This window comes from Hyalangium ruber (assembly GCF_034259325.1).
In the GTDB taxonomy this organism is placed as follows: Bacteria; Myxococcota; Myxococcia; order Myxococcales; family Myxococcaceae; genus Hyalangium_A; species Hyalangium_A rubrum.
This window is the reverse complement of record NZ_JAXIVS010000001.1, coordinates 581,184-595,456: the sequence shown is the minus strand read 5'-3', so window position 1 is coordinate 595,456 and position 14,273 is coordinate 581,184. Positions and strand designations below refer to the sequence as shown.

Sequence of the window (14,273 nt, the reverse complement as noted above, 5' to 3'; positions counted from 1 at the left end):
ATGGAGCTGCTCTGTATTGGCTTGTCCCACCGGACGGCGCCCCTGAACGTGCGTGAGCGGCTCGCGCTGCCGGAGCCCCGGCAGGTGGAGCTGCTCCAGCGGCTGGCGCAGGCGCCTACCGAGGCGTTCCTCGTCTCCACCTGCAACCGGGTGGAGCTGTACGTGTCATCTCCCGAGATCTCGCAGGCGGGCGTCCGTGCGCGTGAGGCGCTCAGTGAGCTGGGCGGTCCCGAGACGCTGGAGCACCTCTATGAGCACCAGGGCGCCGGGGCGCTGGAGCACTTGTTCCGCGTGGCCTCCAGCCTGGACTCCATGGTGCTGGGCGAGGCGCAGATCCTCGGGCAGGTGAAGGACGCTTTCGAGCTGGGTCAGGGCGCGGGCGCGGTGCGTGGGGTGCTCACTCGCGTGTGCGCCTCGGCCTTCTCGTGCGCCAAGCGCGTGCGCACCGAGACGGCCATCGGTCGGGCGGCCACCTCCATGGCCTCGGCGGCCGTGTCGCTGGCCTCCAAGGTCTTCGATGAGCTGTCGGACAAGACGGTGCTGGTGGTGGGGGCGGGAGAGATGGGCGAGCTGGCCGCGCGGCACCTGAAGCAGGCCAAGGCGGGCCGGGTGTTGATCACCAACCGGACGCTCTCTCGCGCCGAGGCGCTGGCCGCCGAGGTGGGCGGCGTGGCCCGGCCCTTCGAGGAACTGCAGGTGCTGCTCAAGGAGGCCGACGTGGTGGTGTGCTCGACGGCCTCGCCAGTGCCCCTGTTCACCAAGGAGAACGTGGGCGCGGTGGGCAGGGCGCGCCGGTTCCGGCCCCTGTTCATGGTGGACCTGGCCGTGCCGCGCGACATTGCTCCAGAAGTGGCTGAGCTGGACTGGGTAACGGCCTACGACGTGGACGACATCCAGAAGTTCGTCGCCGAGAACGAGGCGGCGCGGGCCGAGGAGGCCCAGAAGGCCGCTGTGCTCGTCATTCAAGAGGTGTCGCGCTTCATGCGCGACCGCGCGGTGCGCGACGGAGTGCCGGTGCTGGCGCGGTTGCGGCAGCGGGCCGAGCAGATCGCCAAGGCCGAGGTGGAGCGCACGCTGGCGGGCATGGGCGAGGGGCTCACCGACAAGCAGCGCAAGAGCATCGAGGCCATGGGGCGCGCCATCGTCAACAAGCTGCTGCACGAGCCCACCGCGAAGCTGCGCGCCGTGGGGCCGGAGCATGAGAGCAACCGGTTGGCGGGCGCCGCCGCCGAGCTGTTCGGTCTCGCCGAGGAGTCGGTGCCCACCGCCGAGGCCGAGAGCGCCGCTCCCACCGCCGCGAGTGGAGGCAAGCGATGAGCCGCGCGGTGCGGATCGCCACGCGTCAGAGCCCGCTGGCGCTCTGGCAGGCCCGTCACGTGGCCGCGCTGCTCGCCTCGCGCCACCCCGGCCTCGAGGTGTCCCTGGTGGAGATGACCACCGAGGGAGATCGCTTCCTCTCGGCTCCCTTGTCCGCCATCGGTGGCAAGGGGCTGTTCGTGAAAGAGATTGAGCAGTCGCTGCTGGATGGGCGCGCGGACATCGCCGTCCACAGCCTCAAGGACATGACGTCGGTGCTGCCCGAGGGGCTGATGCTCGCCGCGGTGCCGGCGCGCGAGGACCCTCGCGACGCGTTCTGCAGCCCCACGGGGCTCACGCTCGATCGGCTGCCCCAGGGCGCCCGGGTGGGCACCTCCTCACTGCGCCGAAGCTGCATCCTGCGATCGCGGCGGCCGGACCTGGAGATCGTCAGCCTGCGCGGCAACGTGCAGACACGGCTGGCGAAGACGAAGGAGCTGGGGCTGGCCGGCGCGATGCTGGCCTATGCGGGCCTCAAGCGCCTGGGGCTGGAGAAGGAGATCACCGAGGTGCTCTCGCCCTCGGTGAGCCTGCCGGCGGTGGGGCAGGGCGTGCTCGCCATTCAGTGCCGCACGGCGGACGCCGAGGTGCGCGGCCTGCTCGCGCCGCTCGAGGATGCGGTGACGCGCGTGGCGGTGATGGCCGAGCGCGCGCTGCTGGCGAAGCTGGAGGGTGGCTGCACGGTTCCCATGGCGGGCCACGCCACCGTGACGGACGGCGAGGTACACCTGAGGGGCTTCGTGGGCCAGCCGGATGGCTCCAAGGTGGTGGCCGGCGAGGTGCGCGGCCCGTCCCAGGAAGCCCACGCCCTGGGGGAGCGGCTCGCCGAGGAGCTGCTCTCTCGTGGCGCACAAGACATCCTTCGCCATTTTGGCAATACCGGCTTCGTTCCAAAGTCCTAGAGTCCGCGCCCGTGGAACGGCGACTCGACGGCAAGCGCGTGCTGGTGACCCGCCCCAAGGAGCGGGTGGAGGAGCTGTGCTTCCTCCTGGAGGATGAAGGCGCGGAGGTGCTCAGCCTCCCCCTGCTGGAGCTCCATCCTCCGGAGGACTCCCGGCCCCTGGCGGCCGCGGCGGAGGCCATCCAACGCTATCGTTGGGTGGTGTTCGCCAGTCCCTCGGCCGTGGAGGCGCTGATGGAGGCGCTTCGCGAGGCCGGCACGGCGGACCGGATGGGCCTCGTGCGGGTGGCGGCGGTGGGACCTCGCACCGCGCGGACCGCCGAAGGCTATGGCCTGAAGGTGGTGGCCGAGCCTCCGGAGGGCACGGGCCTGGGGCTCTACGAAGTCATTCGGGACGATCTGCAGCCGGAGGATGAGGTGCTGCTGCCCGCCGCCGAGGAGGGGCGCCGCGAGCTGGAGCTGGCGCTGCGAGAGCAGGGCGTCCGTGTCACCCGGGTAACGGCCTACCGGAGCACTCCCGCGACGCTGTCTCCGGAGGCGCAGGAGGCGCTGCGGACGGCGCCTCCGGACGTGGTGCTCTTCGCCTCGCCGCGCACGGTGGAGGTGTTCCTGGAGGCCGCTGGCCGGGAGCGACTGGGGCAGGCCCGGGTGGTGGCCATCGGCCCTACCACGGCGGCGGCCCTGGCCCGGCTGGGGGTGGAGGTAGCAGCTGTCGCGGAGCGGCCCACTCCTGAAGGGCTCGTCGACGCCGCCATCCGCGCCGTTCACGGGTAAGCTGCACCCCATGTCTTTCCTTCGCCCCCTGGGGCTGCTGCTCGCCCTGTCGCTGCCCTCGCTCGCCCTGGGCTCGACAGGGCCTCTCCAGACGATCACCGAGCTGGCCCGTGGCTCGGATCGCGTGGTGCTCGCGCGCGTGCTGGACTCACGTGTCCGCGTGCCCGAGGGCAACGTGCGGCAGATGACCACGCTGTTCCGCCTGGAGGTGCTGGAGACGTACCAGGGCAAGGGGCCCGCGGCGGTGGAGCTGGTCCAGGTGGGCGGCAAGAGCGGCTTGTGGGAATCGCGCCTGGCGGGCGATGCCACCGTGACCGTCGGGGAGACGGCGCTGTTCTTCCTGCGGTGCCCGGACCCGAAGGCGGTGGAGCGGTGCGCGCTGGTGGGGTTGGCCGCGGGCAAGCAGACGGTGACATCCGGAGCGGAGGGCGCGCGCCAGGTGCAGCTCAACGGCCGGGTCCAGGGAGGACCCGCGCAGCGTCCGCTCGAAGCGGTGATTGACGAGATCCGGCGGGCGAGTCCGCCTCCGGCGAAGCAGGAGAGGGGCAAGCGATGAACAGGTTGCAATGGACGGTGGTGCTCGCGTGGGTGGCGATCAGCGCCACGGCCTGGGCGGACGAATACCCCTACCTCGGCCACAAGATGCTCAACACGCGGGAGAATCCGTTCTCCTACTACGTGGACAGTCGGAACCAGACTCCCGCGGGCATCTCCCTGAGCTCGGTCATCCAGGCCACCCAGGATGCCTTCCAGGCCTGGGAGAACGTGGGCTGCGCGTACCCGGACTTCAACTACGCGGGGCTCACCAGCCAGAACACGTCCATCAACCCCAACGACGTGGGCAACGCGTTCGACGCATTCAACGTGAGCACCGTCTGGGTCACCAGCAATACCGACCCGTACTACGAGCTGGCGCTCGGTCGAGGGCAGGCGAAGACGGGCTCCATCCCGCTCACCTACGCGGGCTACCTCTACCAGTGCGACATCTTCGTCAACGCGGTGAACTACCTGTGGACGGTGGTGCCGAACACCGACCCGAGCGGCGGACGCACGGACCTTCAGTCGGCGCTGACCCACGAGATCGGCCACTGCCTGGGGTTGGATGACGTCTACAGCCCCACGGAGGCGGTGATGCACGCGGTGCTCCCCGCGGGAGGCAACCGGCGCGCGCTCGACGTGCATGACGAGGAGCACCTGTGCCGTCAGTACCCGGACAACGGCGCGGTGGGCTCGCCCTGTTCGCCGAGCGATCCGTGCAGCAACGGGCTGAACTGCATCCCCTACAACAAGTCGGACGGCGGTCTGCTGTACCGCTACTGCACCAAGAACTGCGCCCTCAACAACCCGGGCGATTGCCCGGATCCCTTCGTCTGTCGGCGCAGCCTGCAGGACGGTGGCACCGCTTGCACCGCCGTGCCCAACGAGGCGATCACCCAGGTGGGCAAGCCCTGCGGCGTCAATGGCGACTGCGGCTCGGCGGTCGGCCTCTGCCAGAATGAGCTGGCGCTGCCCTCCACGGGCATCGCCTGGGAGGACGGCTACTGCCAGGAGTCCTGCTCCCTGGCGCCCAACGACAACTGTCCCGCGGGCTCCCTCTGCACGGCCACCGGCAACGGGAACCGCTGCCTGAAGTCGTGCCGCGTGGGAAGTGGTGACTGCCGCGTGGGCTACACCTGCTCGCCCCTGCCCACGGGCAACGTCTGCGTCCCCAACTGCTACACCGACTCGGACTGCAACGTGGGCAGCAGCAGCCCGACCGCCTTCAGCTGCCGCGTGTGTGACCGGATCTGCTTCGCGAACACGGGGCTCGGGCGCTCCGTGGGCTCGCCGTGCAACCAGACCTCGGAGTGCAGCGCGGGTCAGGTGTGCCTGTTCATCAACAACCAGCCGACGGGGGTCTGCTCGCAGCCCTGCTCCAACGCCGCCTGCGGCTGTCCGGGAGGCTCCACCTGCCGGGCCGTCGGCAACGTGCGCATGTGCATGCGGGACTGCAGCGCGGGCACCTGTGAGCAGCCGCTCGCATGCAACCCGCTGGGGGATGGCTTCGCGTGCCAGCCGGGCTGCCAGAACAACCTCGACTGCCCCTCCGGGTACTTCTGCAGCGGTGGCGGGTGCTTCGATCCCTATGCCCCCACGGACGGGGGTTGCACGCTCTGCGGCAACGACGCTGGCACGCAGCCTCCGCCTCCTCCCCCTCCAACGGATGGCGGCAGCGGAGGAGGGGGCACGCCGGACGGGTGTGGTTGCTCCGGAGGCCCCGCCTCGGCGTTGGTCTTCCTCGCGGCGCTCGTGCTGCTGCTCGGGGTGGGAGGTCGGCGCTCTTGGCAACGCCGCTGAGCACCACGAATCGCAGCCAGGCCGACTTCAGCACGACGTTCGTGCTGGAGGCGTTGGTGGCCCAGGGGCTGCTCGCCCCTCAGCAGGCCCAGGAGGTGCTGGCGCGTGAGCCAGCCGCCCGGGCCCGCGTCCTCAAGTCCAAGGGGCAGGGCAACACCAAGGAGGCGGCACGGTATGACGTGTCGCCGGTGGAGATCGTCGCCGCCTTCCAGGTGCCGCTGCCCGAGGGCCGGGGCGTACTGGATGAGGACCGGGTGACGGAGGCCGCCGCGCGCGCCGCCGGCATGACGTACCGGAAGATCGACCCGCTCAAGCTGGACATGGCGCTGGCCACGCGCACCGTGTCGCGCCCCTTCGCGCAGAAGCACGCGCTGCTGCCGCTGGAGCGTTCGGCGCAGGGGCGGCTCGTGGTGGCGGTGGCCAACCCGTTCGATCGCGAGCTGTTCGAGAACCTCTTCCACCTCACCGGCCTGCCCATCGAGCCGGTGCTGTCCTCCAAGTCGGACATCCTCAAGTCCATCACGGAGATCTACGGCTTCAAGAAGACGCTGGCCCGCGCGGCGGACGACTTCGCCAGCGAGCCGGCGATCGGCAACTTCGAGCAGCTCGTGTCGCTCAGCGGCACGCAGGAGCTGGAGGCCTCGGACAAGCCGGTGGTGCAGGCGGTGGACTACCTGCTGCGCTACGCCTTCGACAACCGCGCCTCGGACATCCACGTCGAGCCCAAGCGTGCCCAGTCCCATGTGCGCCTGCGCATCGACGGTGTGCTGCACACCGTGTACACGCTGCCTGCAGGCGTGCATGCGCCCATCGTCTCGCGCGTGAAGATGCTCTCGCGCATGGACATCTCCGAGAAGCGCCGGCCGCAGGACGGGCGCATCAAGACGGAGCGCGAGGGCCGCGAGGTGGAGTTACGTGTCTCCACGCTGCCCACCGCCTTCGGTGAGAAGGTGGTCATCCGTATCTTCGACCCGGACACGCTGGTGCAGGACATCGCCCAGCTCGGCTTCGAGCCGGACGAGAAGGGCTCCTTCGAGTCGTGGATCGACCAGCCGCACGGGCTCATTCTGGTGACGGGCCCCACGGGCAGCGGCAAGACGACGACGCTCTACTCGGCGCTCAAGGCGGTGGCCGGGCCGGACGTCAACGTCACCACCATCGAGGATCCGATCGAAATGGTGTGGGAGGGCTTCAACCAGGTGCAGGTTCAGCCCAAGGTGGGCTTGGACTTCGCCGGGGCGCTGCGCCACATCCTCCGCCAGGACCCGGACGTCATCATGGTGGGAGAGATCCGCGACGCGGAGACGGCGGAGAACGCCATCCAGTCCGCGCTCACCGGCCACCTGGTGCTCTCCACGCTGCACACCAACGACGCGATCGGCGCGGTGGCTCGCATGAAGGACCTGGAGGTGCCGGCCTTCCTGCTCGCCTCGAGCCTCGTGGGGCTCATGGCCCAGCGCCTGCTGCGGCGCATCTGCGTCCACTGCGCGCAGGAGACGACGCTCACTCCGGACGAGCTGACGGCGCTCCAGGTGCCCATCCCGCTGCTACCCGGCGGGGTGAGGCTGCTCAAGGGAGCAGGGTGCGTGCGCTGCCGCGGCACCGGCTACTTCGGGCGCACCGGCGTCTTCGAGATCGTCAGCATCGGCGCGGAGATGAAGGAGATGATCACCCACGGCGCCTCTCACCATGAGCTGGTGGAGGCGGCACGGCGGGTGGGGATGCGCACGCTGCGCGAGGCGGCGGTGCGCAAGCTGGCCCAGGGGCTCACCACGTTCGATGAAGTGGTGCGCATGACGTCCTCCTGAGCAACACCCCCTCTCCTCGCGGGGGAGAGGGGGAACTCCCGGCGGTTAGAAGCGCGCCTGGAGCAGGGTGTTGAAGCCCAGCGCGTGCGGCTCCTCGAAGCGCGGCTCGGCCACGCCCGTCACGTCGTCCCGGAACGTCGTCCGGTTGTTGTCGTACGTGTAATAGACCTCGCCCACCGCCGCGACCGTCTCCGACAAGTCCCAGCGGAACGTCGCCTTCGCCGAGAGGATCAGGTCCGCCTCGCAGGCCGCGGTGCCGCACGTCTCCGGAAGGATGCTCAGCAGGTTCACGTCCCGCACCACCACGGTGCGCGTGCCCGTCAGGCTCGGCGGCGGGTTGTTGCCACCGCCCGTGAACTCCGGGCTGCGGAAGGAGGCCGGCTGCTGCACACCCACGATGAAGCCCGGGGTGAAGTGCAGGCTCGGCAGGTGGTAGTCCGCGCCCGCCGCGATGAACATCTCCGGGTTGAGCTTCGTGCCCTCCGGGAAGTCACGGTAGGGCGGCAGGCCCGGCACCTCGAACTGGATGAACGACAGGCTGCGGTAGAGCCCCAGCAGGTGGACGCGCAGATAGTTGAACTTCGCCCGCGCCTGCAGCGCCACCGCCGTGGCGTCCTGCGTCACCGTCTGGCCGAAGACGTCCGGGTTCTCCAGCGACTGCGTCAGGAAGCTCCCCTCCAGCGACACCGAGTAGGACAGCCCGCCCGTGTAGATCTCCGGCGCGAAGAAGCGCTGGTACACCTCCGGGTCGTTCCGGTAGAGCCGGAAGTCCACGCTCGTGCCCACCGGCACGCCCACGTGGTACACCGCCTGGCCCGACACGCCCGCCGAGTTCACCGGCGCGCGGATGCCCTGGTTGGCCAGGCCCGGGATGATGCCCTTCTGGAAGTAGCCGCCGCCCGCTTCCAGCCGCAGCGTCTCCAGCAGGTCCACGCCCGCGCCCGCCATCGCGCCGTAGAGCGTCTCCTTCTCGAGGATGAGATCGTTGAGCGCCAGCGCCGTCTTGCCGCCCACGTAGGCGTACCAGCGGTCGCGGGTGATCTGCAGCTTGGCGCCCGGCACGCCCTCGGCCGCGGCGCGGGTGGTGAAGATGCCGCTGCCACCCCAGGAGATGCGGTACGCGTACCCGAGCCGGAAGCGGTCCGCCGACACCGGGAAGCCCGTGAGCGAGATGCCCTCGCGCTCACCCCAGCCCGGCGGCGTGTAGTTCAGCCGGATGTAGCTGGAGTTGTCCCGCAGCGTGACGCCGCCCGAGGGCTGCTCCAGCACGAGGATGGTGAGCGCCGCCTCGGTGGTGAGCCCCTCGAAGAAGGCGGGCATGCGCTTGTAGAGCACCACGTTCGACAGCGTCTCGAAGCCCGAGAAGCGCGTGTTGAAGTTGTCGTAGAACTGGGTGTTCTGGTTGCCCGCGCCGAAGCGCGCGTTGGGGCTGTTGGGCGTCGTCTCGCCCGCCCCCGCCAGGACGTTGTCGTCCGCGAAGACGAAGGACAAGCGGGTGTCGACGAAGTCTCCGGCCCATGCGGGCGCGGACAAGGACAACAGCCCGGTCAGGGCCAGGGTACGCAGCGTTTTCAATTTCCCTCCACGGACGCGGCCGAGCCGACCGCGCCTCCCATGAGCCCCGTTACCGGGGCAAGCTTCTTCGGTGCTGTCTACAGCAAAGCCTTACTCGGCCGGGCACTGCTTGATGGGGCGGGGGCAAGCACCCTCCGGTCCCGGGAAGCAGCAGACATCGTCCGCGTCGCGCGGGCTGATGATCCAGCGCGGCCGGGCGGCGCTCACCTGCCGCAGGTGGCCGGTGATGTTGTAGGTGGCCGTACGCAGCAGCTGGCACTGCTTGGCGGCGTCCGCGTTCGAGTCGTTCTCGTTGCAGTCCACCACCAGGTCCGGCACCGCGTCGCGCGTGACGACGTTGATGCGCGTGCGGCTGTTGAGCGACACGTGGCACTGGCCTCGGTTGATGACGTCACCGTCGGCCAGCACGGCCACGAACTGCTCGGTGCCCGTCATCGTGTGCTCCATGACGGCCTTGGCCGCCAGGGGGACGTCATCGATCGTCGCCCTCACGCTCGCCGTGCCGAACTTCACGCGCACCGGCGTGTCACACCACACGCGCACCTGCGCCGGGCCGTTGACGCCCGTGGTGATCGCCGTCGGGGTGGCGCGCGACTCGAGCGGCGACACGGTGATGACCTGGGTGCGCCGGTCCAGCGAGTCGTCGAAGCCCGCCTCGCGCGGCCCGGGAGCGGCCATCTCCACCACGAACTGGCCGAAGCCATTGTACGTGTTGCGCTCGGCGCAAACCTTCCCCGCGTGCTTGCCCAGCCCGACGATGCAGTTGATGTTGCACGTCCGCTCGGCGATCTCGGCCTGGTTCTCCTCGCCGCAGTACGTGTAGGCGGCGCCGCCGGCGCCGGGGCAGAAGAACGGCACCGAGCCGTCGCCGTTGGTGTCGCAGTTCTCGAAGATCTCGGGCATGCGGACACGGCGCAGCTTCACCAGCGCCGACTCCATGCTCTCCATCTTCAGGTTGCCGTAGCTGTAGCCGCACAGCGAGTCGGTGACGTACGGCGCCACCAGATTGTCCAGGCCGCAGTGGCGCAGGTTGAGCTCCACCACGTTGAGCTGATTGAGGTACTTCTCCCACTCGGCGGGAGGCAGCTCGCGCACCTTCTCGCGGATGATCCACGCCGGGAAGGTCAGCTGCGTGGTGGCCGTGAACTCCTGCACCGAGCCGGAGATGGACCAGAGCAGATCGCCCGGGTACAGCCCCTCGGGGAAGGAGTAGTTGTAGATGTAGATCGAGCCGTAGGTGCCGGGCATGAAGCCCGTGGGCTCGGGGGTGCGGACGTTGGAGCCCGAGCCGGTGTACTCACGCACCTTGCAGGCCGTCAGGTCCGTGACGAAGAAGCCGCCCGGGTCGGTGCCAGTCACCACCAGGGTGGCGAGCTTGCCGTCGTTGGGATCCTTCTTCGACGGATCCCGGGAGTCGTAACCGGGAGGGCAGTTCTGGAGCAGCGGAGTGCCGGACTCGGGCGGCCGGCCCACGGTGAGGAACTGACCGGAGAAGGGCGAGATGCGGTTGTCGTTGTAGACCTCCGGCTCCTGCACGCGCGCCAGCGTGGGCTCCTCGAAGTACACGGGGGCCGTCAGGCCCGTGGCGTAGCTGTGCGTGCCGCTGTCCTGGGGCAGGGAGTTCGGATCGCCGCCGTCCGAGCGGACTCCGCCGTCGGTGTAGCGGATGCCGCCGTCGCTGTATTCGAGCTGGGGCGGCTCGTCCTGCACCCACACGCGAACCTCGCCGTACAGATGCTTCACGCGCACGGTGCCGTCGCCCTGGCCATTCTCGAGCTGCTTCCACCGCGTCTCGTAGGGACCGCTCAGGTTCCCCGGGACGACGCGGAAGGAGACCGGGCCGTTGAAAGAGGTGAGCGGCTCACCGTTGCGATCCAGCGCCGTGATGGCCAGATCGATGTCCATCGCGCTCTTGGGGATGGCGTAGCGGCAGTCCGGAGTGCCGCGCACCGCCACGGGCACCTCGGCCGGAGAGCCGTAGCGCGCGGAGCAGGAGCTCACCACGGACAGCGGCGTGCGGTTGGCGCCGGTGTCGGTGACGGTGTAGATGCCCTTGACCTCGACGCGGAACGAGCCCACGTCGGAGTCGAGGCTCGACCCGTCGATCTTCCCGTCCGTCGAGTAACAGCCAGCCCCCGCGAGGGCCGCCAGGAGGAGCAGTCGCTTCATTACTTCACCCTCCGGCCGATGCGGCCATCCTCGACCACGTTGGCGATTGGCATGGAAGTGGGGTTCTCGCAGAAGTTGCGCAGCTGCGGGGTGAGGGTGCCGCAGGTGGGGTTGTTGCCCGCCAGCGCATCCCGGCAGCCGCAGCGTCCGGTGTAGGGGCCCGGCTCGACGGTGCACAGTTCCTGGATCTTCTCGGCCGACGCGCCGCAGCGCTCGACCGAGTCATCCAGGTCGTCCACGTCGATCTTCTGGGCCGCCGTCAGCTCACCGCAGGTGCAGCTGCCTACGGCCTTGTCCTGCTGGCCCGCGGTGCAGGTGGTCTGGATCGTCTCGGCGGACACGCCACAGCGCTCGACCGTGTCATCGAGGTCGTCCACATCCTCGGTCTTGCCCAGCAGCTCGCGGCAGGTGCAGCTGCCCGCCGTCACTGCCAGGTGCTGCTTGAAAGCCTTCGCCTCGCGGCAGAAGCCACGGGTCTGCTCGTCCACGACCCACTTGCCGTTGACCAGCGTGCCGCAGCGCTCTCCCGTCGAGGACGTCTCGTTGCCGAGGAGGATGTCCTCGCAGGTACACTGGCTCTGCATGTAGCCGATGAGCGAGTCACGCAAGGAGATGCCCGTCTCGATGCGGGTGGTGTTGCGCTTGAGCACCCGGAAGCCCGAGCCGCCCTTGGCGATGTAGTCATTGACGGCGATGCGGTAGGTGCCGTTGGGATCCAGCGGCTTGCCGTTGATCTGGATGTCGATGGCGGGGTTGGCCCAGCAGCGGCTGCCGTCCAGGTCCTCCAGGCACTGCCACGGCGCGTGGCCCTCGCGGCCTTCCTTGGGGCACCACTTCGAGGCGCCGCCGTCGTCCGGATTACAGGCGATGCGCAGCTCGTTGAGCTGCACCTGGGCGCAGTCCATGGTGAAGCGCGCGCCGGAGACCTGGGCCTGGCTGACGCAGCCGCGCTCGGCGGAGCGCTCGGCCACGAAGTCGAACATCTCCTGCACCTCCACGCCGGACAGGTACATGATGTTGATCGTGTTCTCGAAGGGGAACACGTTGAACATCGACTCCTGGGAGACGACGCCCGCGTAGAGGTTGTCGCGGATGCCCAGCGAGTTGGTGATGGCCATCTCCGCCTCGACGCGGCGGCGCTTGCGCATGGAGTCCGCGGCGACGTTGCCCAGGGGCGAGTCACCACCGGTGGAGCTGTTGCGGCGGGCCACGTCCCGGGGCGCGTAAGAGAAGATGGACGTCAGTTGGAGGTTGAAGTCCATGCCCAGGATGTACTCCTGGAGCAGCCCGGTGGTGAACCGGTCCTCCTGGTCCTCGCACTTCTTCATGGCGGCGCGCACGTCAGGCCTCGCGACGAAGGTGCCCGGCTCCCAGAAGACGGAGTCGTCATGGTAGAAGGCGCGCATCGCGTCGTCGCACCAGAGCGCGTCCAGCGGGAAGGCGCGGTAGTCGTGGCTGACGAGCTCCGCCCCGTCCACCGTGGCCTCCTCGGCCTTGGGCACCTTCACCACCACATCCAGGCGGCCCACGTACTTGGAGAAGGCGCCCGAGTGGGTCAGCAGCACCGTGCGGCCGCTCGGATCGATGACGCTCTGCGGCGGGTTGAGCACCACGTGCAGGTGGCCACCGAGGATGATGTCGATGCCGGACACGCCGGGGATCTGCACGCGGACCACGGACTTGAGGTTGCCCTCCTCGCCGGACCACTCGAGGATCTTCCACGGGTTCTTCTCGCGATCGATGAAGGGCTTGGCGCGCTCGTACTCGAAGTAGGCCTCGTAGCCGAGCACCGCGTCCTGGTCCTCGGTGAGGCCCAGGTGGCTGACGACGACGATGAGGTCCGTCACCGGGCGCAGCAGGTCCACGTAGCCGCGCAGGGCCTCGTTCTGCTCCAGCGGCGTCACCTGCAGCGAGTTGCCACCCTCGACGATCGAGTTGAGCGAGGAGAGGTTGGCCATGCCGATGACGCCCACGCGCAGGCCCTTCATCATGCGGATGGTGTAGGGGGCGGTGACGAGCGCGGCGCCGTTGTTGCCAGGATCATTGGGGCTGTCCCAGGCGTAGTTGGCGGCCAGCAGCGGGAACTGGGCGAAGTCGCGCGCCTTCTCCACGAAGTTGAGCGCGCCGGCGTCGAACTCGTGATTGCCCACCACCGCGGCATCCAGCCCGGCGGCGGTGAGGAAGCGGAACTCCGCCTCGCCGTTCTTGAGGTTGAAGATGGGCGCGCCCTGGAAGCAGTCACCCGAGTCCAGGTGCATCACGCGGTCGCCGCGCTGCCGCTCGCGCTTGAGCAGCGCGGCCATGCGGGTGGCGCCTCCGAACGGTCCCGCCTCCGGGATGATCCCCAGATCCGTGTCCGTCTTCAGCGGCGCGAAGTCATAGGGGATGAGCCGGGAGTGGATATCCGACGTATGAAGGATCGTGAGGCGCACTTCCTGACCAGCGAGGTTGTAATCCTCGCCGTCCAGCACCGGCATGCACGAGGTGGAGATCAGGGCGCAGAGGAGGCCGATCAGTGCACGACGCATCAGGTGGTTCCGGGGGCTTTCGTGAAAGGGATGCAGCAGGAGACGGCGCAAGGTACGGGATCAGGGAGTGTCGGGCAAGCGACGAGGGCGGGACGACCCCACCCGCCAAGGAGGCAGGCATGCAGTCAAGCCAGGTGACCGTGACGGATATCGAGATCATCGAGGATTTCTCGTCCACGGCGCGCTGCGACGAAGGATTCCTGCGGATCCGCCGGCTGCGGTGCCAGAACCGCCGCGCGGATGGGTCGGTTTCACCCGTGTACCGGGTGGATGTGGTGGATCGGCCCCGGTTGGACGCGGTGGCGGTGCTCATCTATCGCCGCGGTGCGTCGGGGCTGGAGGTGCTCACGCGCAAGAACCTCCGGCCAGCGGCCTACTTCCGCAGGGGCAAGGAGATGGTGGTGCCGGATCCGAGCAGCTACCTGCTGGTGGAGGAGCTCGTCGCCGGGGTGATGGAGGTGGAGGACAAGGGGGAGGCGGGGGTGCGGCGCCGCGCGGTGGAGGAGGTGCGCGAGGAGGCCGGCTACGAGGTAGGGCCCGAGGAGATCCGGCTGCTGGGTGGGGGCTTCTTCGTGGCGCCGGGGATCATCTCGGAGAAGGTGTTCCCCACGGCGGTGGACGTGACGGGCAAGCAGGCCCGGGAGCCCGAGGGGGACGGCTCTCCTCTAGAGGAGGGCACCCGGCTGCAGTGGCGCCCCATCCAGGAACTGCTGGCGGCGTGCCGACGCGGGGAGGTGCCGGACGCGAAGCTGGAGATCGCCATCACCCGTCTGCTGGCCGAGCAGGCATAGCGCACCACTCAGGTTGGCCGGCGGTACGGGACCG

Annotated in this window: 10 protein-coding genes; 7 read left to right on the top strand and 3 right to left on the bottom strand. The window is 69.2% G+C overall.

Translation table 11 applies throughout. The features are described 5' to 3' along the window. Genes hemA through SYV04_RS02435 form a run of 6 tightly spaced genes read left to right on the top strand, consistent with a single transcriptional unit; the run spans position 1 to position 7,176 of the window. Positions 1–1,317, top strand: coding sequence for a glutamyl-tRNA reductase (gene hemA / locus SYV04_RS02460; RefSeq protein WP_321543936.1), 1,317 nt, complete (start codon positions 1–3; stop codon positions 1,315–1,317). Beyond that, positions 1,314–2,258, top strand: a complete 945-nt coding sequence (gene hemC, locus SYV04_RS02455) for a hydroxymethylbilane synthase (RefSeq protein ID WP_321543935.1) — start codon at positions 1,314–1,316, stop codon at positions 2,256–2,258. The genes hemA and hemC overlap by 4 nt, the downstream gene beginning before the upstream one ends. An 11-nt stretch (positions 2,259–2,269) precedes the next feature. Further along, the gene (locus SYV04_RS02450; protein ID WP_321543934.1) at positions 2,270–3,031 is read left to right on the top strand and encodes a uroporphyrinogen-III synthase; all 762 of its coding nucleotides are present in this window, start codon (positions 2,270–2,272) and stop codon (positions 3,029–3,031) included. Positions 3,032–3,041: 10 nt separating this feature from the next. Further along, positions 3,042–3,587 carry a hypothetical protein gene (locus SYV04_RS02445; RefSeq protein WP_321543933.1) on the top strand — a complete coding sequence of 182 codons (546 nt, stop codon included), beginning with the start codon at positions 3,042–3,044 and terminating at the stop codon, positions 3,585–3,587. Next, entirely contained in the window at positions 3,584–5,368 is a 1,785-nt protein-coding gene (locus SYV04_RS02440; protein WP_321543932.1) for an adhesin, read from the top strand. The genes SYV04_RS02445 and SYV04_RS02440 overlap by 4 nt, the downstream gene beginning before the upstream one ends. Next, positions 5,353–7,176, top strand: a complete 1,824-nt coding sequence (locus tag SYV04_RS02435; RefSeq protein ID WP_321543931.1) for a GspE/PulE family protein — start codon at positions 5,353–5,355, stop codon at positions 7,174–7,176. The genes SYV04_RS02440 and SYV04_RS02435 overlap by 16 nt, the downstream gene beginning before the upstream one ends. 45 nt (positions 7,177–7,221) lie before the next feature. Here SYV04_RS02435 and SYV04_RS02430 read toward each other — a convergent pair whose 3' ends face one another. From SYV04_RS02430 to SYV04_RS02420, 3 genes are all read right to left on the bottom strand, one after another. Further along, positions 7,222–8,751: a hypothetical protein gene (locus tag SYV04_RS02430; RefSeq protein ID WP_321543930.1), complete on the bottom strand. Its 1,530-nt coding sequence runs from the start codon at positions 8,749–8,751 to the stop codon at positions 7,222–7,224. Positions 8,752–8,841: 90 nt separating this feature from the next. Continuing rightward, positions 8,842–10,920, bottom strand: a complete 2,079-nt coding sequence (locus SYV04_RS02425; RefSeq protein WP_321543929.1) for a hypothetical protein — start codon at positions 10,918–10,920, stop codon at positions 8,842–8,844. Further along, entirely contained in the window at positions 10,920–13,448 is a 2,529-nt protein-coding gene (locus SYV04_RS02420) for a bifunctional metallophosphatase/5'-nucleotidase (protein ID WP_321543928.1), read from the bottom strand. Before SYV04_RS02420 ends, SYV04_RS02425 begins: the two co-directional genes overlap by 1 nt. Positions 13,449–13,567: 119 nt before the next feature. Between SYV04_RS02420 and SYV04_RS02415 the strand changes: the two genes are divergently transcribed. Continuing rightward, positions 13,568–14,239 (top strand): NUDIX hydrolase, encoded by a 672-nt coding sequence (locus SYV04_RS02415; RefSeq protein WP_321543927.1) that lies wholly within the window; start codon positions 13,568–13,570, stop codon positions 14,237–14,239. Positions 14,240–14,273 lie beyond the last annotated feature (34 nt).

Coding starts and splice junctions, on each gene's coding strand:
- SYV04_RS02420 (WP_321543928.1), bottom strand. CDS start 13,448: ATGCGTCGTGCACTGATCGGCCTCCTCTGCGCCCTGATCTCCACCTCG.
- hemC (WP_321543935.1), top strand. CDS start 1,314: ATGAGCCGCGCGGTGCGGATCGCCACGCGTCAGAGCCCGCTGGCGCTC.
- SYV04_RS02440 (WP_321543932.1), top strand. CDS start 3,584: ATGAACAGGTTGCAATGGACGGTGGTGCTCGCGTGGGTGGCGATCAGC.
- SYV04_RS02445 (WP_321543933.1), top strand. CDS start 3,042: ATGTCTTTCCTTCGCCCCCTGGGGCTGCTGCTCGCCCTGTCGCTGCCC.
- SYV04_RS02415 (WP_321543927.1), top strand. CDS start 13,568: ATGCAGTCAAGCCAGGTGACCGTGACGGATATCGAGATCATCGAGGAT.
- SYV04_RS02425 (WP_321543929.1), bottom strand. CDS start 10,920: ATGAAGCGACTGCTCCTCCTGGCGGCCCTCGCGGGGGCTGGCTGTTAC.
- hemA (WP_321543936.1), top strand. CDS start 1: ATGGAGCTGCTCTGTATTGGCTTGTCCCACCGGACGGCGCCCCTGAAC.